Consider the following 21032-nt stretch of genomic DNA (forward strand, 5'->3'; position numbering starts at 1 on the left):
GGTATGCCTCCAGAACAAGTGAGGTGCTCGACATCACGACCCGGTTGGTACGGTGAGCGCATGGGACGGCCGCGACAGTTCGATGAATCGAACCTGCTCGATGCCGCGACGGAACTGTTCTGGTCGAAGGGGTTCGACGAGACGTCGGTGGAGGACGTATCCCGCGCGACCGGTGTCGGGAACGGCAGCATCTACGGCGCCTTCGGCAATAAACGCGGCCTGTTCCTCACTGCCTTCGAGCGCTATTGCGAACGCCGGGCTCGTTTCGTCCGCGAGGTCGTCACATCCGCGTCCGGCTCACCGCGCGCCGCCGTCCGGGCCCTGTTCCAAGCGGTCATCGACGACTGTGCCGCCCGGCCCGACCGCCGCGGTTGCCTGATGATCAACAGCATCGCCCAACTCGGCACCCGCATTCCCGAAGTCGCCATCATCGGCACCCACACCACCGCTGCCATGGAAGAAGGCGTAGCCGACCGCCTACGAACCGCCCTGCCCGATAGCGCCCCCGCCGACCCCGCCATTGTCTCGGCTCTCAGCGCCCACATCATCGTCATCTCCCAGGGCCTGATCCAACTGAGCCGCTTAGGAATCCCCACCTCCCGCCTACGGGAAATCGCCGACATATCCAGCGCAACCCTGCCATCCCCGTGGGCTGACCAACTGGTCCATTGACATCGGCAGGACCTGCGCTCATGCGTGCAGGGAGCCGCTGAGGTCGCGTGGCTCGTTGTCATCGGTCATGCGTCGTTCGGCGGCGCGCCATCGAAGGTGGTTCCGGACCGTGCCATCGCGGACTCGGGAGCGCCTACCGTTTATCCGGCTACGCGCGGGGCAACCGGGTAACGAAACGTCGTCTACCTCGGAGGACTCGCCATGGTCGATCTATCTGCCACAGTCGTGCGAAGCGCGTTCGCAGCCGGCGCCAGACTCCGGCATGCGCGGGTCTTCCATCCTGACGGACTGCACCTGTCGGGTCGGCTGCACGCCGAATACGAGTTCGAGAACCTGTTCGGTAGCGGTGAACGGGCCGTCATTGCCCGCCTGTCGAAGGGCACCGGGCTGCCGGGGGCTGTACCGGATGTGCTCGGGTTCGCCTTTCGCGTGCTGGATCGCGACGACAAGCCATGGGACTTCGCCCTTGCGACCACGGGCCGCGGCATAATCGGTCGGTTCGTGATCACCGTCGCTACCGGCTGGGCCCGCGCCAGGTACGGCGGCCTGATGCCGTACCGTTTCGGCAATTCGATGCCTACCTGGGTATTCGCCGAACCTGATGCGGCACAACCGAAATCCGCCTCCATCGAAGCACTCGAAGAATATCTGCGCGAGCACGAGGTGCATTTCGATCTGATCGGCAGCGCCATCGGCGGCCGGACCCGCAAACTCGCCGAGATCAACCTGCGCCTGGCCGAGGGCGAGCAGCGGACCGACTACTTCGACCCGATGATCAATCATCCCGCCGAGGTCGAGATGGTCCCGAAGGTAATCCGGCAACTTCGCGAGTTCGCGTACTCGGGTAGCCGCCAGGGGCGTGGTGAGGCGCCGTGAGGCACAAACAAAGTCAGCCCCGGTAAGAACCGGGGCTGACCTGGTAAAACGGTGGTGCGCGATACTGGGATTGAACCAGTGACCTCTTCCGTGTCAGGGAAGCGCTCTCCCGCTGAGCTAATCGCGCGAGGTGGAGACGGGAATCGAACCCGTGTGCACGGCTTTGCAGGCCGTTGCCTCACCACTCGGCCACTCCACCGTGCGAAGGGGGAAGGCTTTACTATTGCCTGGCCCTACTCCTCGAGCGGATGACGGGATTCGAACCCGCGACCCTCACCTTGGCAAGGTGATGCGCTACCAGCTGCGCTACATCCGCATTTGCATCTCCGGGGGCTTGCGGCCCGCCGTGGTGCGAGACAGAACATTAGCCGACGTTCGGCGCAACCTACAAATCCGCTGGTAGAGAGGCCTGAAGTTGAATTACATCGGTGTTGTTCGCGAGGTGCGATAAGGCGCATCGCGGGGCGAAGGTGTCGGATAGGGGGGCGCACCTTCGTTTGCGCCACATCCGGACCGCCATGGGGCGGGAACGTAGGCAAGCGGCATCGCGGTCGATGGGGTGATCCATGGCTACCCACCCGATGTGACCCCTCCGGGAGCTGCTGCACTACTTCGCAATTCACGAGTCCGCACCAATGCCAGTCGCAAAGCTCGACGGCCGATCATCGCTGTCGGGGTGGCGATTTGGTGGGACGCCGGTAGTGCGTGCTAAGGTTCCATCTCGTTCGAACGGCTGCTCTGCCGCCGCTCGAGCGCCGAGTTCGGTCCCATAGCTCAGCGGGAGAGCGTCCGCCTCACACGCGGAAGGTCGCTGGTTCGAAACCAGCTGGGACCACCCATTCGATCAGGGTCGGTGCGCCAAGGGTGCCCGGCCTTATTTCTTATCGGCGCAGTGCCCGCCACGTCTCCGCTCCGTGAATCGGAATCCTCTTGCCTGCTGTGACTTGGGTCACATTTTGATAGCAGTAGACCACATCCGCACCATAAACCTTTCCATGTGCTTTGCGAAGTCTTTACTATTGCGCCTGACCTTCGTGCCATGGGGTCACTGCTCCACGAAGTTGCTCCATGCGGAGCACACGTAGCACCCAGCGTTCTCCAGAAAGCTTCGCCCGCCGCTCGCTTTCGATGCCAGTACATGTTCGACCGATGAACCGATCGGCTTCACGCCGTTTCGGCGAAGGAGAATAATGTCCACCGACACCGATCCCGCACCACGGACGTCGCCGCTTCGCGCAAGTCTTCCAGCAAGTCTTGCCGCCGTCGGCCGCCATGACCTACCCGCTTCAGTCGTGGTTTTCCTTGTCGCACTACCACTTTCGCTCGGTATCGCGGTCGCCTCCGGCGCGCCGGTCGCCGCGGGCCTCATTGCCGCCGTAGTCGGCGGTGTCGTCGCCGGGCTACTTGGCGGCTCGGCTGTGCAGGTCAGCGGGCCGACGGCGAGTCTTGCCGTCGTCGTCGCCGAGAGCGTGCACCAATTCGGCTGGGCCGCTACCTGTTTCATCACCATTGGTGCGGGCCTATTGCAGATCCTGTTCGGACTCAGTCGCGTTGCGCGCGGCGCACTCGCCATCGCACCAGTGGTGGTCCATGCGATGCTGGCCGGTATCGGCGTCATCATCGCGCTGCAACAGGTCCATATTCTGCTCGGCGGCAATTCGCTGAGTTCCTCGTTCGCCAGCCTCACTCAGCTACCGCATCAGTTGATGTCGGTCCATCGCGGCGATCTGTTCGTCGGCCTGGTGGTTATCGTCATCCTGACCGGCTGGAAGTTCCTCCCGCGCTCCATCCGGGTCGTACCGGGGCCGCTCGTCGCCGTGCTGGTCGCCACGCTCCTGTCGCTGGTGGGGCCGACTCATGTCGAGCGCGTCGTGCTGAACGGGTCGCTGCTCGATTCCATCGGTTTGCCCGCGATCCCGTCCGGCAGTTGGTTCGCCGTCGCGATGGCGATGGTGACGATCGCGCTGATCGCCAGCGTTGAGAGCCTGCTCTCGGCGGTCGCGGTGGACAAGACGCGGCCCGACCATCGAACCAATTTCGATCGCGAACTGATCGGGCAGGGCTCGGCCAATGTGGTGTCGGGTCTGCTCGGTGGTCTGCCGATTGCGGCAGTGATCGTTCGCAGCATTACCAATGCCCATGCCGGCGCGCGTACCAGGGCCGCGACGGTACTGCACGGCGTGTGGATCCTGCTGTTCGCGGTCGCGCTGGCCGGGCTGGTGCAGCAGATTCCCAAGGCGGCGCTCGCGGGGCTGCTCATCCTCATCGGCGTGCAACTGGTCAAGCTGGCCCATATCCGGTTGGCCCGGCGCAACGGCGACCTGTTCGTCTACGTGGTCACGGTGCTGGGTGTGGTGTTCCTGAATCTGTTGCAGGGCATGGTGATCGGTCTCGTACTTGCCTTCGGCCTGCTGCTGTGGCGCGTGGTGCGGGTGACCATCCACGCCGAACCGGTGGTCGACGCCCACCGCTGGCTGGTCACCATCGATGGCACCTGCACCTTCCTCGCGCTGCCCAAGCTGACCGCGGAACTGGCGAAGGTCCCCGCGGACGTCGACGTGACCATCGAGATGACGGTCGACTTCCTCGACCACGCCTCCTATGAGCTGATCACCGACTGGGCCGGTCTGCGTGCAGTCGCGGGTGGCGCAGTCGATTTCGTCGAAATCGGTAGCGCGCGTATGGCGACCGCGGTTGCGGGTCCGCCCGAGCGTGGGCGCTCGCGTCAGGTTATCGATGAGGTCATCGGACCGTGGCGGCGGACGGGTAATCGGGCCGATCCGATCGCGGCCGGTATCGCCGCCTATCACCGCGGCCACGCCCATCTGATGCGTCCCCATTTGCATGGATTGCGCAACCGGCCCGACGCTGACACCTTCTTCCTGACCTGTGCTGATGCCCGCATCGTGCCGAATGTCATCACCAATAGCGGGCCGGGGGATCTGTTCACCGTTCGCAATGTGGGCAATCTGGTCCCGGCCGGCGGCAGTGATGTCTCGGTGGAGGCCGCGCTGGTCTATGCGCTGGAGAAGCTGGATGTGCGGGCGGTGGTGGTCTGCGGGCACTCCGGTTGCGGCGCGATGGACGCACTGCATCAAGCGGTGCACACGGGACCGGGGCTCGGCGACTGGCTCGCCTACGCGCGGCCGAGCCTGGACCGGTTCCGGCTCGGACATCCGGTCGCCGATGCCGCGGCATTCGCCGGATTCGGCCCGGTCGACCAGCTCGGCATGGTGAATGTGGCGGTGCAACTGGAACGGCTGCATGCCCATCCCGTGGTCCGGCGGGCGATGGAGGAGCGGGGCGTGGCGGTCTCCGGACTGTTCTTCGATCTCGCGACCGCCCGGGTCATCGAGGTGACCATGGACGGCATCGCCGAGTTCGACGACGAGCTGACGGTCGAGGCGTTCGATGGGTTGGTCGATGTGCGGGGCGTGGCTGCCGAGCCCGTCTAGTCGCGTGCTGTCGGGCCGAATGATGCGGCCCGACAGGACAACTCGGCACGGATGTGTCGCGTTTCACACCGATTCGGAGGTATGGATTCGAGCATTTTTCGCCAAGTTCTCAGGCTTTGCTAAGTCTTTACCAATAGCCTTGATGCGATTTACCTCTCGACCCATCGCCGTGTCGGGAACTGCTTCACCGCGATATGCCGGTTCGCGGTCTGTGCCCTGCTGGACATTTTGATCGTCAACCGACCTCGGCGTTCGCGCCGAGTCGGCGAAGGAGAAGTCAATGGCTATTGATAGCGCTGTAGCCGCACCACCGTTACCGCCCACTGAACAGGGCAAGGGCCATCGCAGTTCCGAACCTCTGTCGGATCGTCTGACGTCGATCCTGCGCCACGATCTGCCGTCCTCTATCGTGGTCTTCCTGGTCGCGTTGCCGCTGTCCCTCGGCATCGCCGTCGCCTCCGGCGCGCCCGTCGCCGCCGGGCTCATCGCCGCCGTCATCGGCGGCATCGTCGCGGGCACGCTCGGCGGTTCGATGCTGCAGGTCAGCGGACCCGCCGCGGGTCTGACCGTGGTCGTCGCCGAATCCATCAACCAATTCGGCTGGCGGACAACCACGTTCATTGTCGTCGCGGCCGGTGTGCTGCAAATCCTATTCGGGCTCAGCCGGATTGCGCGGGCCGCGTTGGCCGTCGCGCCGGTGGTGGTGCACGCGATGCTCGCGGGCATCGGCATAACCATTGCGCTGCAACAGGTTCACGTGCTGCTCGGTGGGTCCTCGCATAGTTCCGCCTGGAACAACATCACCCAGTTGCCGTCGCAACTGTTGTCGCTGCACGGCGATGACGCAATCATCGGCGCGGTGGTCATCGCGATCATGCTCGGCTGGCGCCGGGTGCCCGCCAAGGTGCGGGTGGTGCCGGGACCGCTGGTGGCGGTCTTGGTCGGCACGGTGTTGTCGCTGGTGCTGCCCTTCGAGGCCGAGCGAATCGTGTTGAACGGCTCGCTGTCCGACGCCATCGGACTGCCGCAGCTCCCCAGCGGCAACTGGTCCGCGGTGGCGCTGATGATTCTGACCGTCGCGCTCATCGCCAGCGTCGAGAGTCTGCTATCGGCGGTGGCCGTGGACAAGATGCATACCGGTAAGCGCACCAATTTCGACCGTGAGCTGATCGGTCAGGGCTCGGCCAATGTGCTCTCGGGTCTACTAGGCGGTCTGCCGGTTACCGGCGTGATCGTGCGCAGTGCCACCAATGTGCAGGCGGGTGCCCGCAGCCGCGCTTCGGCGATACTGCACGGCTGCTGGATTCTGCTGTTCTCGGTCGTCCTGGCCGGGGTGGTGCAGCAGATTCCGAAGTCCGCGCTCGCTGGTCTGCTGATCGTCATCGGTATTCAGCTGGTGAAGCTGGCCCACATCAAGATGGCCAGGCGCACCGGCGATCTGCTCATCTATGCCGTCACCATCGTCAGCGTGGTCTTCCTTAATCTGCTGGAAGGCGTAATCATCGGTCTGGCACTGGCTTTCGGTCTGCTGCTGTGGCGCGTCGTGCGAGTTGCCGTGGCGGCCACGCAGATTCCCGGTTCGCAGCGCTGGCTGCTGACCATCGACGGCTCCTGCACCTTCCTCGCGCTGCCGAAGCTGTCCGCGGAATTCGCGAAAGTGCCCGCAGGCGTGGACGTCACCGTCGAGATGACGGTCGACTTCCTCGACCATGCCGCCTTCGAAGCCATCGAAGACTGGGTGCGGCAGCAGGAAAGCACCGGCGGCGCAGTCGATTTCGTGGAAATCGGCAGTGCGCGGATGGCGCACGCGACCGCGGGTCCGCCCGCCCGCGGATTCGGGCGTGCGGTGCTCGACGAGATCCTCGGCCCGTGGCGCGGTGACGACGCGAATGCCGACCGGGTGACCTCGGGTGTCGCCGCCTACCATCGCAGCCACGCCCATGTGGTGCGGCCGCATCTGGACGAACTGCGTGACCGTCAGGATCCCGATACCTTCTTCCTGACCTGCGCGGACTCCCGAGTGGTTCCGAACGTCATCACCAACAGCGGACCCGGTGACATGTTCACGGTGCGCAATGTGGGCAATCTGGTGCCGGACAGCGGAGACGCGTCGGTGGAGGCCGCACTGGTCTTCGCGCTGAACGAATTGAATGTGCGGTCCATCGTCGTGTGCGGGCATTCGTCGTGCGGAGCGATGAAGGCGCTGCATTCCGGCGCCGACACTGGACCGGGTATCGAACCCTGGCTCGCCCATGCCCATCCGAGCCTGGAGCAGTTCCAGTTCGGGCACCCGGTGGCACAGGCGGCCGCGGCCGCTGGATTCGGCGAGGTCGACCAGCTGAGCATGGTGAATGTGGCCGTGCAGTTGGAGACGCTGCACCGGCATCCCGCGGTGCGCGCGGCGATGGGCGAGCGTGATGTGACGGTATCGGGCCTGTTCTTCGATATCGCCAGCGCGCGTGTTATCGAGGTGACCGTGAACGGCGTCGCCCATATCGACGACAACGGCGCGCGGGTCACGCCGGAACTCGTCTGAGTCGATGACAGCTGGATCCGCCCGACCTCGCTCGGGCGGATCCACGCATGTCGCTCGTAGGCTGGTGGAGATGAGTGTCGAGTTGGAATCAGAACCCGCGCGCACCGGATGGCGCGCCTTCCGTACCCGGCTGGCCGCGCGACCTACGCTGAACCTCGCCTACCGGATCGGGGTCGCGATGGTCGGTATCGCGGTGCTCGCAATCGGAATCCTGGCGATTCCCTATCCCGGGCCCGGCTGGGCGATCGTATTCGCCGGACTTGGCATTCTCGCCACCGAATTCGCCTGGGCGCGCCGGGTGCTCGGCTGGCTGCGTGACAAGTATCGGCAGGGTATGGCGTGGTACTCCGCACGAGGGCCGGCCATGCGCGTGTTCGCGGCGGTGGCGGCCTTCGCGTTGGTCCTCGCGACACTATGGGTATTGGGAACATTCGGGTTGGTCGGCGGCTGGATCGGAGTCGAATGGCAGTGGTTGCGCGGTCCCCTGCAGTGGTGAACACGGTCCCCGGCCGAACCCTGACCGAACCGGACTGGCTGTCGGCGCGCATCGCGGAAATGGGCCGCTCCTGGGGCACCACCGAACCCCGCGTCTCCGGCACGCTCTGGTGGTGCATGGTCGCATCGGCACTGGTCGAACAGCTCGCCTGCGCCTACGCGAACGACAGACCCGCGCCGGAGCCGTTCTTGGACCGCCTCGACTGCGAGGTCCGCCCGGACGGCGGCATAGAACGCATCCGCATTCACTCCGTCGCAGGTCAAGGTCTCGTAGCCGCGCCGGATGAGAGCGGCACACCGCAAGAGACCGACGCCGCCCTGGGCCATGCCTGCGCGAAGGCGTTGCAGGAGACCTTGGCGGCCGTGATCGGCCCCGTAGCGGCGGTCTCTGGTGCGGGAGTGCCGTCACTCTGGGCGATTGCCGCCGATGCCATCGGGAATCGGGCCCTGGATGCGGGGCAGCCCGAAGCTGGGGTGCGGCTTGCGAGCGAAGTCGGAGGGAAACTGCCGGTACCGCGGTTCGTGGATGTCGACGGGCGGGCCTTTGTCCGCCGGATCTCGTGCTGCCTGGTCTTCGAGGTGCCGAGCTGCGAAATGTGCACCAGTTGCCCGAAGCGGCCCGCCGCCGAACGCAAGCTGCTCCTGGCTCGGCTCGCCGCTGAAAGCTGATCGCTCGCCCAGGCGTCGGATCCGAACACGTTCGGGCGCGTCGAGCCGCCGGGCTTACCGCATCGAACCGGCGGCGGTCATGTGACGGAACCGAATGCTCGATGTCACGTTCGGGTCTCGCGCAACGGCGCCGGCCGGCCCACGACGCGGCGATCCGAGTCCATCGACGCGGGGCCGCCATGGTGCCGATAGCATGGTCGCGCCGGAGCAATTTCGCCTCCGACGATGACCTGTGGGCGACCGCCCGCACCAGCGCGGGAACACGCCCGCCAGCGAACGCCAAGGAGTCTCTCGCCGTGACCACCTCAGCACCTATCAGCCCTGTCGCCCTCGTTCGGGTGCCGGCCGGGACGACGGCGGGTGCCGCGGTGCGCGAGGCGGGGCTGCCGACGAAGGGGCCGGACACCATCGTCGTGGTGCGCGATGCGGAGGGGCTCAAGGATCTGTCCTGGTCCCCGGACACCGATGTCGAGGTCGAGCCGGTCGCCGCCAATACCGAGGACGGGCGCAGCGTGATCCGGCATTCGGCCGCGCATGTGCTGGCCCAGGCCGTACAGCAGGAGTTCCCGGAGGCCAAGCTCGGCATCGGTCCGCCCATCAAGGACGGCTTCTACTACGACTTCCAGGTCGACCGGCCGTTCACCCCCGAGGATCTGGCCAAGCTGGAATCCCGGATGAAGAAGATAGTCAAAGGCGCGCAGCGGTTTTCGCGCCGGGTGGTGGAGGTCGACGACGCGCGCGTCGAACTGGCCAAGGAGCCGTTCAAACTCGAGCTGATCGGTGATAAGTCCGGTATCGACGATCCGGAGGTCATGGAGGTCGGCGGTAAAGAGCTGACCATCTACGACAACCTGGACCCCCGCACCGGCGAAAAGGTCTGGGGCGATCTGTGTCGCGGCCCGCACATACCGACCACCAAATTCATTCCCGCCTTCAAGCTGACCCGCAGCTCCGCCGCCTACTGGCGCGGTGACCAGAACCGCGAGGATCTGCAGCGCATCTACGGCACCGCGTGGGAATCGCAGGAGGCTCTCGACGAGCATCTGCACCTGCTCGAGGAGGCAGAGCGCCGCGACCACCGCAAACTCGGTCTGGAGCTGGACCTGTTCAGCTTCCCGGACGAACTCGGCTCCGGCCTGCCGGTCTTCCATCCCAAGGGCGGCATCATCCGCAAGGAGCTCGAGGAGTACTCGCGCCGTCGCCACGTCGCCGCGGGCTATGAATTCGTCAATACGCCGCACATCACCAAGGGACATCTGTTCGAGGTCTCCGGTCACCTGGACTGGTACAAGGACGGCATGTTCCCGGCCATGCACCTGGACGCCGAACTCAACGAGGATGGCACCGTCCGCAAGCCCGGCCAGGACTACTACGTCAAGCCGATGAACTGCCCGATGCACAACCTGATCTTCCGCTCGCGCGGCCGGTCTTATCGGGAACTGCCGCTGCGGATGTTCGAATTCGGCTCGGTCTACCGCTATGAGAAGTCCGGTGTCGTGCACGGCCTGACCCGGGTGCGCGGTATGACCCAGGACGACGCGCACATCTACTGCACCAAGGAGCAGATGCACGCCGAGCTGACCAGCACGCTGCAATTCGTGCTCGGCCTGCTCGCTGACTACGGCCTCGACGACTTCTACCTCGAGCTGTCCACCAAGGATCCGAAGAAGTTCGTCGGCTCCGACGAGATCTGGGACGAGGCCACCGAAACCCTCGCCGAGGTGGCCGAGGCTTCCGGACTCGAGCTGGTCCCGGATCCGGGTGGCGCCGCCTTCTACGGTCCGAAGATCTCCGTGCAGGCCAAGGATGCGCTCGGTCGCACCTGGCAGATGTCGACCATCCAGCTCGACTTCAACCTGCCCGAGCGCTTCAACCTGGAATACACCGCCTCCGACGGCACCAAGCAGCGGCCGGTAATGATCCACCGCGCCCTGTTCGGTTCCATCGAGCGCTTCTTCGGCGTGCTCACCGAGCATTACGCGGGCGCCTTCCCGGCCTGGCTCTCGCCGGTCCAGGTGGTGGGCATCCCGGTTGCGGAAACCTTTGCGCCGCATCTGGATTCGGTGATCGAACAGCTGCGGGACGCGGGCATTCGCGCGCAGGTCGATCGCAGCGACGACCGGATGCAGAAGAAGATCTTCAACAACACCGCGCAGAAGATCCCCTTCATGTTGCTCGCCGGTGAGCGCGATGTGAACGCGGGTGCGGTCAGCTTCCGCTTCCGCGACGGCACCCAGGTCAACGGCGTGCCGGTCGCCGCCGCGGTGGCCACGATCGTGGAATGGATCGCGAACCGGGAGAACGCCTCGCCGACCGCCGAGGGTTTTGTGGTGAAGGGCACGGTATGAGTGGTCAGGGCCCGGAGGAAGAAGCTTGCGTAACCACGGAGGGGCCCCGCTCAAACCAGAACGGACAGAGCATGACTGAGCGCACGGCGCCGGACGGGCTCGCGGATTTGAACGCGGACTCGGACGAGCACGGGAGCATCGTGGATAGCGGGGCAGGGGAGCCGGATCGGTTGCAGCGGTTGTGGACTCCGTACCGGATGTCCTATATCGCAGAGGCGGCCACGTCCAATCCGAAAGACACCACGGGCCATCCGTTCACGGATATTCCGAAGATGACGGATGAGGACGGATTGGTCATCGCTCGTGGCGAACACGTCTACGCGGTACTGAATCTCTATCCGTACAACCCGGGGCACATGATGGTCGTGCCCTACCGTAAGGTGGCCAACCTCGAGGATCTGACGCTCGAGGAGAGCGCCGAACTGATGTCTTTCACCCAGCAAGCGATTCGGGTGATGAAGCGGGTCTCGCGGCCGCACGGTTTCAATGTCGGTCTGAATCTCGGTGGGGTGGCCGGTGGCTCACTCGCCGATCACCTGCATCAGCACATCGTGCCGCGCTGGGGCGGGGACGCCAACTTCATCACCATCGTCGGCGGTGTGAAGGTCATGCCGCAGTTGTTGCGGGAAACTCGGGCGCTGCTTTCGGCGGCGTGGAAGGAAGTCGAGTAGGGTGCTCAGCTTCTTCGGCCGCGAGACGTTCTCCAAAGCGACTGCGCCGCTGGGCAGAGCGCTTGTCAGTACCGGACTCACTCCCGACGCGATCACGGTGATCGGCACCGTCGCCTCGATCACGGCCGCGGTCACCTTGTTCCCGACCGGACATCTGTTCTGGGGAACCATGGTGATCTGGCTGTTCGTCATGTTCGACATGCTCGACGGCGCCATGGCCAGAGCCCGTGGCGGCGGCACGAAATACGGTGCGGTACTGGATGCCACCTGCGACCGGGTCGCCGACGGCGCTATTTTCGCCGGGTTGGCCTGGTGGGCGGTGTATCACGAGAACAGTAAGCCGCTGTTCCTGGCGACCCTGGTGGTTCTGGTTACCTCCCAGGTGATTTCGTACGCGAAGGCGCGCGCCGAGGCGAGTGGCCTATCCGCGGACGGTGGACTCATCGAGCGGCCGGATCGGCTGATCATCGTTTTGGTCGGCGCCGGGCTCACCGGTATCGGTGGGTATTGGGGGATCGAATGGCTGACCTGGGCCGTACACGTGGCGATGTGGATTCTGGCGGTGTTGAGCATTATCACGGTATTCCAGCGGGTGCTGGCGGTCCGGAATTCGCCGGGCGCGCGGGACGTGATTCCGCCCGCGCCGCCACAGAATCCGGCGGACGCGACGGAGTTGCCCTCGTGAGCGAGCGCCAGCGAATGCACCATCAACACAGTGCGCTCTCGCGCACGACGGAGCCGAAAGCCAGCGAGGCGCGGTCGTGAGTTCCGAGTCCGAAGGCGTCGGCTCACGGATCAAGTCCGGACTGACGGATTGGGCGTATGCGGCGGGTTGGCGGGTGGTGCGCGCGCTGCCCGAGTCGACGGCGCGGCGGGCCTTCGATTGGGGCGGTAATCGGGTCGCGGACAAGGCGAATCGCGCATTCCGTGCCGGTGGCGGGCCCAATCAGTTGCGGCGCAATCTCGCTCGCGTGCTCAGTGTGAGCCCGGCCGAGGTGCCCGACGAACTCATCCGCGCGAGCATGCGGTCCTACGCCCGCTACTGGCGCGAAGCCTTCCGACTGCCGACGATGGACCACTCCTCATTGACCGGTTCGCCGGTGGCGGGCGTGGAGAATCTGGATGCCGCACTGGCGCGGGGACGTGGTGTAGTGCTGGCGCTGCCGCACTCCGGGAACTGGGATGCGGCCGGGGTCTGGTTGGTCAACCACAGCGGTACCCTCGCGACCGTCGCTGAACGGCTGAAGCCGGAATCGCTGTTCGAGCGGTTTGTTGCCTACCGGGAGAGCCTCGGGTTCGAGGTATTCCCGCTGACCGGTGGTGAGCAGCCGCCGTTCACCGCGCTGGCCGCCCGCCTGCGCGCGAACAATGTCGTATGCCTGATGGGTGAGCGGGACCTGACCGATAAGGGCGTCCCGGTGACCATGTACGGCGAGCGCACTTGGCTGCCCGCGGGCGCGGCGAAGCTGGCCATCGAGACCGGCGCGGCGCTGATTCCGGTGCACCTCTGGTTCACCGTCGATGCCGATGGTCGCGAAGGATGGGGAATGAAGACCGAAACGCCGCTGGATGTTTCGGGCGGCGTTGCGGCGGCCACCCAGGCGCTGGCCGACCGGTTCGCGGCCAATATCGCCGAGCACCCGGCCGATTGGCATATGTTGCAGCCACAATGGGAGCAGGACCTTTCGGCGCAGCGGCGGGCCAGGATCGCCGCGGCACAAGCCGGGATGGAAAGCGCCAAAGGGGAGAAGACACCATGAAAATCGGCATGGTCTGCCCCTATTCGTTCGATGTCCCCGGTGGTGTGCAGGCCCATGTCGTGGAATTGGCGCGGGTATTCATCGAACGCGGCCACAAGGTGAGCGTGCTCGCGCCCGCATCGGAGGACACGCCGCTGCCGGATTTCGTGGTGTCAGCCGGTCGTGCGGTGGCGATTCCGTACAACGGTTCGGTGGCCCGGTTGTCCTTCGGCCCCATGGCCTACACTAGGATTCGGCGTTGGATCGACGGCAACGACTTCGATGTACTGCACATCCACGAACCGAATGCGCCGAGCCTGTCCATGCTCGCGCTGAAGATCGCCGAGGGGCCGATCGTCGCGACCTTCCACACCTCGACCACGAAATCGTTGGTGCTGAGCACTTTTCAGGGTGTGCTGCGTCCCTATCACGAGAAGATCAGCGGCCGGATCGCGGTCTCCGAGTTGGCGCGGCGCTGGCAGGTGGAGGCGCTCGGTTCGGATGCGGTGGAGATCCCCAACGGTGTCGATGTGCCCGCGTTCGCGCGGGCCCCGATGCTGCCCGGATATCCGCGCGCGGGCGGGACGGTGCTGTTCCTCGGTCGCTATGACGAACCACGCAAGGGGATGGAAGTCCTGCTCGGCGCGCTGCCCGAATTGGTGCGCAGACACTCGGATGTCGAGATCCTCATCGTCGGGCGCGGTGACGAGGACCGACTGCGCCGCGAGGCCGGGCCGCTCGCCCGCCACCTGCGCTTCCTCGGCCAGGTATCGGACGAGGACAAGGCCTCGGCAATGCGCAGCGCGGATGTGTACGTCGCGCCGAATCTCGGTGGGGAGAGCTTCGGCATCATTCTGATCGAGGCGATGGCGGCCGGAACTGCCGTGGTGGCAAGCGAATTGGATGCCTTCCGTCGAGTATTGCGCGATGGCACCGCGGGAATGCTTGTCCCGGTGGGGGATTCGACTCTGCTCGCCGCGGCGCTGGATACCCTGCTCACCGATGATGTGCGCCGCGAAGCCCTGATCCATACCGCCAACCAAGTGGTCAGCGAATACGACTGGCCCGTGGTCGCCGAACAGATCCTGCGGGTCTACGAAACCGTCACGGTGGGGGATACGCGCGTGCGGGCCGCCGGATGATCGATTGCACGGTGAGGGCCGCTCCATGATTACGTTCTCCGCCACAACGGTTCTCGTACTCGCGCTCATCGCGGCGGTGGTCGTGGCGATCGGTCTGTGGGCTGCCTCGACGGCGAACCGGCTCGACCGGCTGCACGTGCGGTCGGATCAGTCCTGGCAGGCCCTCGACGGTGCACTGGCGCGGCGGGCGGTGGTGGCCAGGTCGGTCGCCGTGGCCATAGCGGGCCCGAGCGCCGATTCCGCGCTGGTCGAGCAGGCCAAACGGCTGACCGCACTTGCCGATCGGGCCGAGCGTGCGGGCCGCGCCGACCGCGAAACCATCGAAAATCAGCTTTCCGCAGCACTTTCCACGGTCGATATCGCCCAGTTGCGCCCACAGCAGGTCGCCGAACTCGCCGATGCCGAGGCCCGGGTGCTCATCGCGCGCCGCTTCCACAACGACGCGGTCCGCGACACCCTCGCCCTGCGCACCCGCCGCCCGGTACGCATCTTGCACCTGGGCGGCACCGCGCCGCTCCCGACGTACTTCGAGATCAGCGAACGCGCCACCCCGGCGGCCTCGACCGGCTTGGCTGTCGATACGGTGCGCACCTCGGCGCGTGTAGTGCTGCTCGACGAACAGGACCGCGTGCTGCTCATGCGCGGCAACGACCCGAAAACCCCCGACGTCTTCTTCTGGTTCACGATCGGCGGCGGTGTGGAACCGGGGGAAACCCTGCGCAGTGCCGCGGTGCGCGAGCTCTGGGAGGAGACTGGATATACCGCGGATCCGACCAGTCTGCGCGGTCCCATCTGGCGGCGGGTCGCGGTATTTCCGTTCGACGGTGAACTTATCCGCGCCGAGGAGCTGTTCTTCGCCCTGCGCGTCCCCGCCTTCGACCCCGAACCGGGCAATCTGACCGCGGTCGAGCGGCGCAGCATTACCGACAACAAGTGGTGCACCGGGGCGGATATCGTCGCCTTGGATCACACCGGCGAGACCGTCTATCCGTACCACTTGGACCAGCTGCTTCCCGAAGCTGCCGCAGCTGCGCTGGCCGATTCCGATCCTCAGGTGCGGTCTATCCGGTGATCGGGGATTGCCCCGAGCGCCCATTCCTGCCTCGACTGCGCGGCTTCCCGCCGCATCGGCGCGAGCACCGGGCTCGGGTCGGTTACCGCCGCCGGTGCGCGATCAGCGTGCGCGCCTGGATCTTTCGGCTGTGATGTGTTTCACGATCGTGATAGCGTCGCGACTGGATTGCTGCCGCATGGGTAGTGCTGGTGGGGGAGCGCTACCGGAAGTTCTGGTGGTACTTCCACTGCAGTGAGATGGTCCGTTGGCGTGTGGAAGGTATGCAGTACATGTCCTACCTGTTGTTCGATTTCTTATTGCCGTTGTTGGGTTCTGATGCCGCGGGGTATTGGGCCCAGTTGCTGGTAGTCGGCCCGCTGTAGTTCTTGTCGGGTGTTCGTCCGGGGCGGCGCAATACTTGCGTCGGCCCGACGGATCCGTCTCGTGACGGGTCCAGTGGCTGCGGGCCGGACGTAGACTCGCTGGTCGGGGCAAGGCCAGTGCTGTCCAACTGGCTATCAAGTGGCCTGATCGGCCCGCCTAGAATCGGTGGCGTTAGTTCCAAGCGACCCGATTGGCGCACATGACTCAGGAGTTTGCCGTGACCACGCCCGAGACCACCAACACCATCGGCACCGCCCGCGTGAAGCGCGGGATGGCCGAGATGCTCAAGGGCGGGGTGATCATGGATGTCGTCACCCCCGAGCAGGCCAAGATCGCCGAGGACGCCGGCGCGGTCGCGGTGATGGCCTTGGAGCGTGTTCCGGCCGATATCCGCGCACAGGGCGGCGTCTCCCGGATGAGCGATCCGGACATGATCGACGGCATCATCTCCGCCGTCTCCATTCCGGTCATGGCCAAGGCGCGTATCGGCCACTTCGTGGAGGCGCAGATCCTGCAGAGCCTCGGCGTCGACTACATCGACGAATCCGAGGTGCTGACCCCCGCCGACTACGCCAACCACATCGATAAGTGGAACTTCACCGTGCCGTTCGTGTGCGGTGCCACCAACCTGGGCGAGGCGCTGCGCCGGATCACCGAGGGTGCGGCCATGATTCGCTCGAAGGGTGAGGCCGGCACTGGCGACGTCTCCAATGCCACCACCCACATGCGCAAGATTCGCGCCGAGATCCGCAAGCTGTCGTCGCTGCCGGAGGACGAGCTGTTCGTCGCCGCCAAGGAGCTGCAGGCGCCGTACGAGCTGGTGCGGGAGGTCGCCCAGACCGGCAAGCTGCCGGTGGTGCTGTTCACCGCGGGCGGCATCGCCACCCCCGCCGACGCCGCGATGATGATGCAGCTCGGCGCCGAGGGTGTCTTCGTCGGCTCGGGCATCTTCAAGTCCGGCAATCCGGCCGAACGCGCCGCCGCCATTGTCAAGGCGACCACCTTCTACGACGACCCGGATGTGCTGGCGAAGGTTTCGCGCGGTCTGGGCGAGGCCATGGTCGGCATCAATGTCGAGGAGCTGCCGGTCGATCACCGGCTGGCCGAGCGCGGTTGGTGATCGACCGCTGAATCGAATCGACGCCCGCGGCACCGGGATTGCTTGATCCACTGCCGCGGGCGTTGCTCGTTCTGTGCGAGGGGGGGAGAAGCTGTCGCGGCCCTCACAGTTGTCTTATGCCCGCCACAGAGTTGGTGGCTAGCTTCGGAATTCGGTGTACGTCGACGGCCGTGCGGGCAGTTCGCGCGGCACCGCCAGGGTCACGGACTGTCCGAACGGCAAAGGATGATCAGTTGAAGCTTCGTAAGACCGGACGTATCGCGATCGCGGGTCTGGCCGCCGTGGCCGCGCTCAGCCTGTCGGCGTGTGGCAGCGATGACTCGAAGACCGCGACCACGCCGACCAAATCCTCGACCAGCGTCACGAGGTCGAATGCGAACGTCCCGCCGACCCCGAGCGTCGCCGACCTCAACGCTCAGTTGCTCCGTGCGCTGGACCCGTCGGTACCGAGTTCGGAAAAGCTGGATCTGGTGCAAGGCGCGACCGCGGATCCGGAACTGCCGAACCGCTTGGCGCAGGCCTACCAGCAGGCGGGCGCCAAAGCCGAGGTTATCGAGGTGAGCGCCTTCGGCGACGCACTCAATGCCAAGTCGAAGTTCACCATCAACGGCCAGGAGAACATCGTCGATGTGCCCTTCGTAGCCGAGGATGGTAAGTGGAAGGTCGAAAAGAGTTGGGCCTGCACCATGTTGACCAATCTCGGTCAGCAGTCGACGGCCTGCGGTTAGTCCCTGATCCCGGCCGCGGGTGGGTTCGGCCGGGGGAGTAGGTGATTCGAGGCGGTGAGCATCCTGCTCACCGCCTCACTGCGTCTTCCATCGCGAATATTCGCACTCTTCCTAGGGTTTCGCGCCCCTTACGGGCTCCCGCAGGGGAACGGATCCCCAGAAGGGAATCGACTCCTGGTGTACAGACATATTGATACGTAGATATGCGCATCTAAATATGGATAGCGGAAATGTCTGTCACCGAACAAAATTGCAAGGAGGGGCGGCCAGTGTTCTGGGATTGTACGACTACCGACGAGTGGTGTCGTCTATTCGGAGTGCCGGACGATCCGGGTGGTCCCAGCGGATGAAAAAGCTTGGGATGCTGGGGTTGTCGCGGTCGTGGCGGAGGAGGGCGGGGATGGTCCACCGGTCATCGGGTGGGGTGCGGCGGTGTAGGGCCGGTTGGGACATGTCGAGGTGGACGGTCAGATCGAAGTCGAGGCCGCGGCCCAACAGCATGGGGCCCGCGACGAACAGGACGGTGTCAGGGGCGGCAGTGCGGATGGGAGAGCGGGCCGAGCGGTCGCGTGCCTCGTCCCATAGTGCCGGGAGCCAACGGGTGTCGTGGCGTAGCGCTCGGATGACTTCGCGGTCGAGTGCGGCGTAATCGAACCAGGCAGTGCGATAAGACATTTCGTCGGTGCGGCCGAATTCCATGCGGAGCGAGGCGGGGCGGATGTAATCGTGCAGCGCGACGACCTCGGCGGTGCGTCCGGTGTCACGCAGTGCGGTGGCGATTCGGTCCGCGATCGTGACGGGTTCGGCGGCGTCGGCACCGTCGATGGCGATCAGCACCCGCCCGCCCAGCTCGCGGATACGGTCGACGACGAGTTCGACGAGGCCGTCCAGGGTGATCGGATCGAAATGCGGCACCGATCCATTCCATCAAACGATGCTGTCGAACCCCGTTCTGGGCGGCGGACACGGACATTGCCGAGAGGTCACCGACAGGCCGCATCAGCGCTCGGGATAATCTCGGCCTCATGGCGACAATCGAAGAGGCGCTGGAGATCGAGCGGCTCGAGCGGGACATCTTCCGTGGCGCGTCCACCAAGACCCAGCTCGTGCGCACATTCGGCGGACAGGTTGCCGGCCAGGCGCTGGTGTCGGCGGTGCGGACGGTGGAGCCGCGGTTCCAGGTGCATTCGCTGCACGGATACTTCTTGCGGCCGGGCAATCCGGAAGAGCGGACCGTGTACCTCGTGGAGCGCATCCGCGACGGCCGGTCCTTCTGCACCCGCCGGGTCACCGGCGTACAGGACGGCGCCGCGATATTCACCATGTCGGCGTCGTTCCATGTCGGTGACTCGGGTCCGGAACACCAGGACGAGATGCCGCAGGTGCAGGGGCCGGATGAGCTTCCCGATGCCAGCACCACGATGAGTCCCGAGCGACTGTGGGCGATGCGCGAATGGGAGCACTGGGATATCCGCACCGTGCCCCAGGATGTGGTGACCCGCCGTGACGGCGTCGTCTCCCCGCAGCAGGTGTGGTTCCGCTACCGGCATCCGCTGCCCGACGACCCGGTCGTGCACGTGTGCACCCTCGCCTACATGAGCGATATGACCCTGCTCGGCTCCTCCAAGGTCACTCACCCCGATGAGCCGACCCAGAACGCCTCGCTCGATCACGCCATGTGGTTCCTGCGCCCGTTCCGTGCCGACGAGTGGCTGCTCTACGACCAGTCCTCGCCGTCCGCGGGCTTCGGTCGTGCACTGACCGGCGGCAAGATTTTCAACCGCGCGGGCGAGTTGGTTGCCGCGGTTGTGCAAGAGGGCTTGATTCGCACCTTACGCGGGGAGTGAGCGCCGAAACGCTCAGTTTTCCCAGTGTCGGGAAATGCCGAACGGTCTGTATTTTGCTCGGGCGGCTCGTAGACTGCCGCGCAAAGAAGTCGCCGACCAGGAACGACGGTTTCAATGCGTCAAGAATGGAGGCAGGAATGTGGCTGTCGGGAGCTTTTCCTACCAGAACGGATCTGGCTATTCGGACCGGATCGATAATCCGGACGAGTACCGGACCTACAACATAGCCATCGGCCGGGGAGCGGCGGACAACCAGACGAATGCGACGGTCTGGCTGTACGCCAGGACGGACGGTCAAGGGGATTCGATCTACCTCGATCCGGGTGCCAGCACCTACGTGAGCTCCGGCTACCAGAGCTGCAAATTCACCAGCTGACCGGCCGGATGCGTCTCGTCGGGCGCTGGCCACATGGATGCACGGGTGGCACGCCACGGTTTCGGTCATCCGACGTAGTTCGCGTTCGAGTTCGTCGCTGACTGGGCAGCGCCCGGACTCAATGCCGGTCTGCGCGATGGTGAATGCGACGCCGATTACCACCGTGAGCAGGGCCACAGTAGCGCGCCTCGTAAGCTCATGGCGTGAACGCATCGGTCGCCTCGCCCGCAACGGGCGCGCAGCGCAGTCCCGACCGGCCCACCATCGGCGTGCTGGCCTTGCAGGGTGACGTGCGCGAACATGTCGCCGCACTCGCGGAATGCGGTGCGCAACCGGTGCTGGTGCGTCGCATCTCCGAGCTGGCCGCGGTGGATGCGCTGGTGCTGCCCGGTGGCGAATCGACCGCGATCAGCAAGCTGCTGGAGGTCTTCGAACTCCTCGAACCGGTGCGCGCGCGACTGCGGGAAGGTATGCCCGCCTTCGGATCCTGCGCCGGGATGATCCTGCTCGCCTCCGAAGTGCTCGACACCCGCCCGGATGCCAAGCATCTGTCCGGTATCGATATGACGGTGCGGCGCAATGCATTCGGACGTCAGGTCGATTCGTTCGAGACCGATCTGGACTTCGCCGGGCTGACCGACGGCCCGGTGCGCGCGGTGTTCATCCGGGCGCCGTGGGTGGAGCGGGTGGGCGCGGGTGTCGAGGTGCTTGCGACGGTTCCCAGTGGCCCGGCCGCCGGGCGCATTGTCGCAGTGCGACAGGGAAAGGTAGTCGCGACGTCGTTCCATCCGGAGGTCACCGGCGATTTGCGGGTGCACCAGATGTTCGTCGATCTGGTTCGCGACGTCCAGTAGTCGCCCATAGGAACTCGCCGTAACCGGACGAGTAGGCTGAGAGAGTTGTCTACCCGGCCGGTGCGG

Annotated in this window: 19 protein-coding genes and 4 tRNA genes; 19 read left to right on the forward strand and 4 right to left on the reverse strand. The window is 65.4% G+C overall.

Going from position 1 to position 21032, the window contains the following annotated elements:
* Positions 1-60 precede the first annotated feature (60 nt).
* The gene (locus AB0J47_RS03295; RefSeq protein WP_364339977.1) at positions 61-672 is read left to right on the forward strand and encodes a TetR/AcrR family transcriptional regulator; all 612 of its coding nucleotides are present in this window, start codon (positions 61-63) and stop codon (positions 670-672) included.
* A gap of 201 nt (positions 673-873) precedes the next feature.
* On the forward strand, positions 874-1548 hold the full coding sequence (locus tag AB0J47_RS03300; RefSeq protein ID WP_364339979.1) for a phosphodiesterase: 675 nt from the start codon (positions 874-876) through the stop codon (positions 1546-1548).
* A 52-nt stretch (positions 1549-1600) separates the two neighbouring features.
* Here AB0J47_RS03300 and AB0J47_RS03305 read toward each other — a convergent pair.
* From AB0J47_RS03305 to AB0J47_RS03315, 3 genes are all read right to left on the reverse strand, one after another.
* Positions 1601-1675, reverse strand: a tRNA-Val gene (locus tag AB0J47_RS03305).
* Between the two features lies 1 nt (position 1676).
* Positions 1677-1747 (reverse strand) — tRNA-Cys (locus AB0J47_RS03310).
* A gap of 44 nt (positions 1748-1791) precedes the next feature.
* Positions 1792-1864 (reverse strand) — tRNA-Gly (locus AB0J47_RS03315).
* Between the two features lie 447 nt (positions 1865-2311).
* On the opposite strand from AB0J47_RS03315, the gene AB0J47_RS03320 reads away from it, so the two are divergent.
* From AB0J47_RS03320 to AB0J47_RS03385, 14 genes are all read left to right on the forward strand, one after another.
* Positions 2312-2383 (forward strand) — tRNA-Val (locus AB0J47_RS03320).
* Between the two features lie 355 nt (positions 2384-2738).
* On the forward strand, positions 2739-5003 hold the full coding sequence (locus tag AB0J47_RS03325; protein WP_364339981.1) for a bifunctional SulP family inorganic anion transporter/carbonic anhydrase: 2265 nt from the start codon (positions 2739-2741) through the stop codon (positions 5001-5003).
* A 280-nt stretch (positions 5004-5283) separates the two neighbouring features.
* On the forward strand, positions 5284-7539 hold the full coding sequence (locus tag AB0J47_RS03330) for a bifunctional SulP family inorganic anion transporter/carbonic anhydrase (protein ID WP_364339982.1): 2256 nt from the start codon (positions 5284-5286) through the stop codon (positions 7537-7539).
* A 70-nt stretch (positions 7540-7609) separates the two neighbouring features.
* Positions 7610-8035, forward strand: coding sequence for a TIGR02611 family protein (locus AB0J47_RS03335; RefSeq protein WP_364339984.1), 426 nt, complete (start codon positions 7610-7612; stop codon positions 8033-8035).
* Positions 8032-8703, forward strand: a complete 672-nt coding sequence (locus AB0J47_RS03340; protein ID WP_364339987.1) for a (2Fe-2S)-binding protein — start codon at positions 8032-8034, stop codon at positions 8701-8703. The genes AB0J47_RS03335 and AB0J47_RS03340 overlap by 4 nt, the downstream gene beginning before the upstream one ends.
* A gap of 296 nt (positions 8704-8999) precedes the next feature.
* Positions 9000-11051, forward strand: a complete 2052-nt coding sequence (gene thrS, locus AB0J47_RS03345; protein WP_364339989.1) for a threonine--tRNA ligase — start codon at positions 9000-9002, stop codon at positions 11049-11051.
* A gap of 71 nt (positions 11052-11122) precedes the next feature.
* Positions 11123-11722, forward strand: a complete 600-nt coding sequence (locus AB0J47_RS03350) for an HIT domain-containing protein (RefSeq protein ID WP_364339991.1) — start codon at positions 11123-11125, stop codon at positions 11720-11722.
* Between the two features lies 1 nt (position 11723).
* Positions 11724-12407, forward strand: coding sequence for a phosphatidylinositol phosphate synthase (gene pgsA, locus AB0J47_RS03355; RefSeq protein ID WP_364339993.1), 684 nt, complete (start codon positions 11724-11726; stop codon positions 12405-12407).
* 76 nt (positions 12408-12483) lie between these two features.
* Positions 12484-13482, forward strand: coding sequence for a phosphatidylinositol mannoside acyltransferase (locus AB0J47_RS03360; RefSeq protein ID WP_364339995.1), 999 nt, complete (start codon positions 12484-12486; stop codon positions 13480-13482).
* A complete protein-coding gene (locus AB0J47_RS03365) occupies positions 13479-14603 on the forward strand; it encodes a glycosyltransferase family 4 protein (protein ID WP_364339997.1) in 1125 nt (374 codons plus the stop codon). Before AB0J47_RS03360 ends, AB0J47_RS03365 begins: the two co-directional genes overlap by 4 nt.
* Positions 14604-14631: 28 nt before the next feature.
* Positions 14632-15675 (forward strand): NUDIX domain-containing protein, encoded by a 1044-nt coding sequence (locus tag AB0J47_RS03370; protein ID WP_364340700.1) that lies wholly within the window; start codon positions 14632-14634, stop codon positions 15673-15675.
* A gap of 191 nt (positions 15676-15866) precedes the next feature.
* Positions 15867-16040 (forward strand): hypothetical protein, encoded by a 174-nt coding sequence (locus AB0J47_RS03375; RefSeq protein WP_364339999.1) that lies wholly within the window; start codon positions 15867-15869, stop codon positions 16038-16040.
* Positions 16041-16258: 218 nt separating this feature from the next.
* Positions 16259-17161 (forward strand): pyridoxal 5'-phosphate synthase lyase subunit PdxS, encoded by a 903-nt coding sequence (pdxS, locus tag AB0J47_RS03380; RefSeq protein ID WP_040692437.1) that lies wholly within the window; start codon positions 16259-16261, stop codon positions 17159-17161.
* A gap of 233 nt (positions 17162-17394) precedes the next feature.
* Positions 17395-17889 carry a hypothetical protein gene (locus AB0J47_RS03385; RefSeq protein WP_364340001.1) on the forward strand — a complete coding sequence of 165 codons (495 nt, stop codon included), beginning with the start codon at positions 17395-17397 and terminating at the stop codon, positions 17887-17889.
* Between the two features lie 288 nt (positions 17890-18177).
* Here the strand turns inward: AB0J47_RS03385 and AB0J47_RS03390 are convergent, their stop codons facing one another.
* The gene (locus tag AB0J47_RS03390) at positions 18178-18804 is read right to left on the reverse strand and encodes a hypothetical protein (protein ID WP_364340003.1); all 627 of its coding nucleotides are present in this window, start codon (positions 18802-18804) and stop codon (positions 18178-18180) included.
* A gap of 110 nt (positions 18805-18914) precedes the next feature.
* Between AB0J47_RS03390 and AB0J47_RS03395 the strand changes: the two genes are divergently transcribed.
* The 3 genes from AB0J47_RS03395 (at position 18915) to pdxT (ending at position 20966) form a co-directional block, all read left to right on the forward strand.
* The gene (locus AB0J47_RS03395; RefSeq protein ID WP_364340005.1) at positions 18915-19736 is read left to right on the forward strand and encodes an acyl-CoA thioesterase II; all 822 of its coding nucleotides are present in this window, start codon (positions 18915-18917) and stop codon (positions 19734-19736) included.
* Positions 19737-19875: 139 nt separating this feature from the next.
* A complete protein-coding gene (locus AB0J47_RS03400) occupies positions 19876-20112 on the forward strand; it encodes a hypothetical protein (RefSeq protein WP_364340007.1) in 237 nt (78 codons plus the stop codon).
* A gap of 203 nt (positions 20113-20315) precedes the next feature.
* Complete coding sequence (gene pdxT / locus AB0J47_RS03405) at positions 20316-20966, forward strand: pyridoxal 5'-phosphate synthase glutaminase subunit PdxT (protein WP_364340009.1); 651 nt, start codon at positions 20316-20318, stop codon at positions 20964-20966.
* The last annotated feature ends 66 nt before the right edge of the window (positions 20967-21032 follow it).

Origin of the sequence: Nocardia sp. NPDC049737 (assembly GCF_040674755.1) — a bacterium.
Taxonomy (GTDB): domain Bacteria; phylum Actinomycetota; class Actinomycetes; order Mycobacteriales; family Mycobacteriaceae; genus Nocardia.

Excerpts from the sequence above, each read along its gene's own strand:
- AB0J47_RS03295 (WP_364339977.1), top strand. The coding sequence starts at position 61 with ATGGGACGGCCGCGACAGTTCGATGAATCGAACCTGCTCGATGCCGCG.
- AB0J47_RS03300 (WP_364339979.1), top strand. The coding sequence starts at position 874 with ATGGTCGATCTATCTGCCACAGTCGTGCGAAGCGCGTTCGCAGCCGGC.
- AB0J47_RS03325 (WP_364339981.1), top strand. The coding sequence starts at position 2,739 with ATGTCCACCGACACCGATCCCGCACCACGGACGTCGCCGCTTCGCGCA.
- AB0J47_RS03330 (WP_364339982.1), top strand. The coding sequence starts at position 5,284 with ATGGCTATTGATAGCGCTGTAGCCGCACCACCGTTACCGCCCACTGAA.
- AB0J47_RS03335 (WP_364339984.1), top strand. The coding sequence starts at position 7,610 with ATGAGTGTCGAGTTGGAATCAGAACCCGCGCGCACCGGATGGCGCGCC.
- AB0J47_RS03350 (WP_364339991.1), top strand. The coding sequence starts at position 11,123 with ATGACTGAGCGCACGGCGCCGGACGGGCTCGCGGATTTGAACGCGGAC.
- AB0J47_RS03365 (WP_364339997.1), top strand. The coding sequence starts at position 13,479 with ATGAAAATCGGCATGGTCTGCCCCTATTCGTTCGATGTCCCCGGTGGT.
- AB0J47_RS03395 (WP_364340005.1), top strand. The coding sequence starts at position 18,915 with ATGGCGACAATCGAAGAGGCGCTGGAGATCGAGCGGCTCGAGCGGGAC.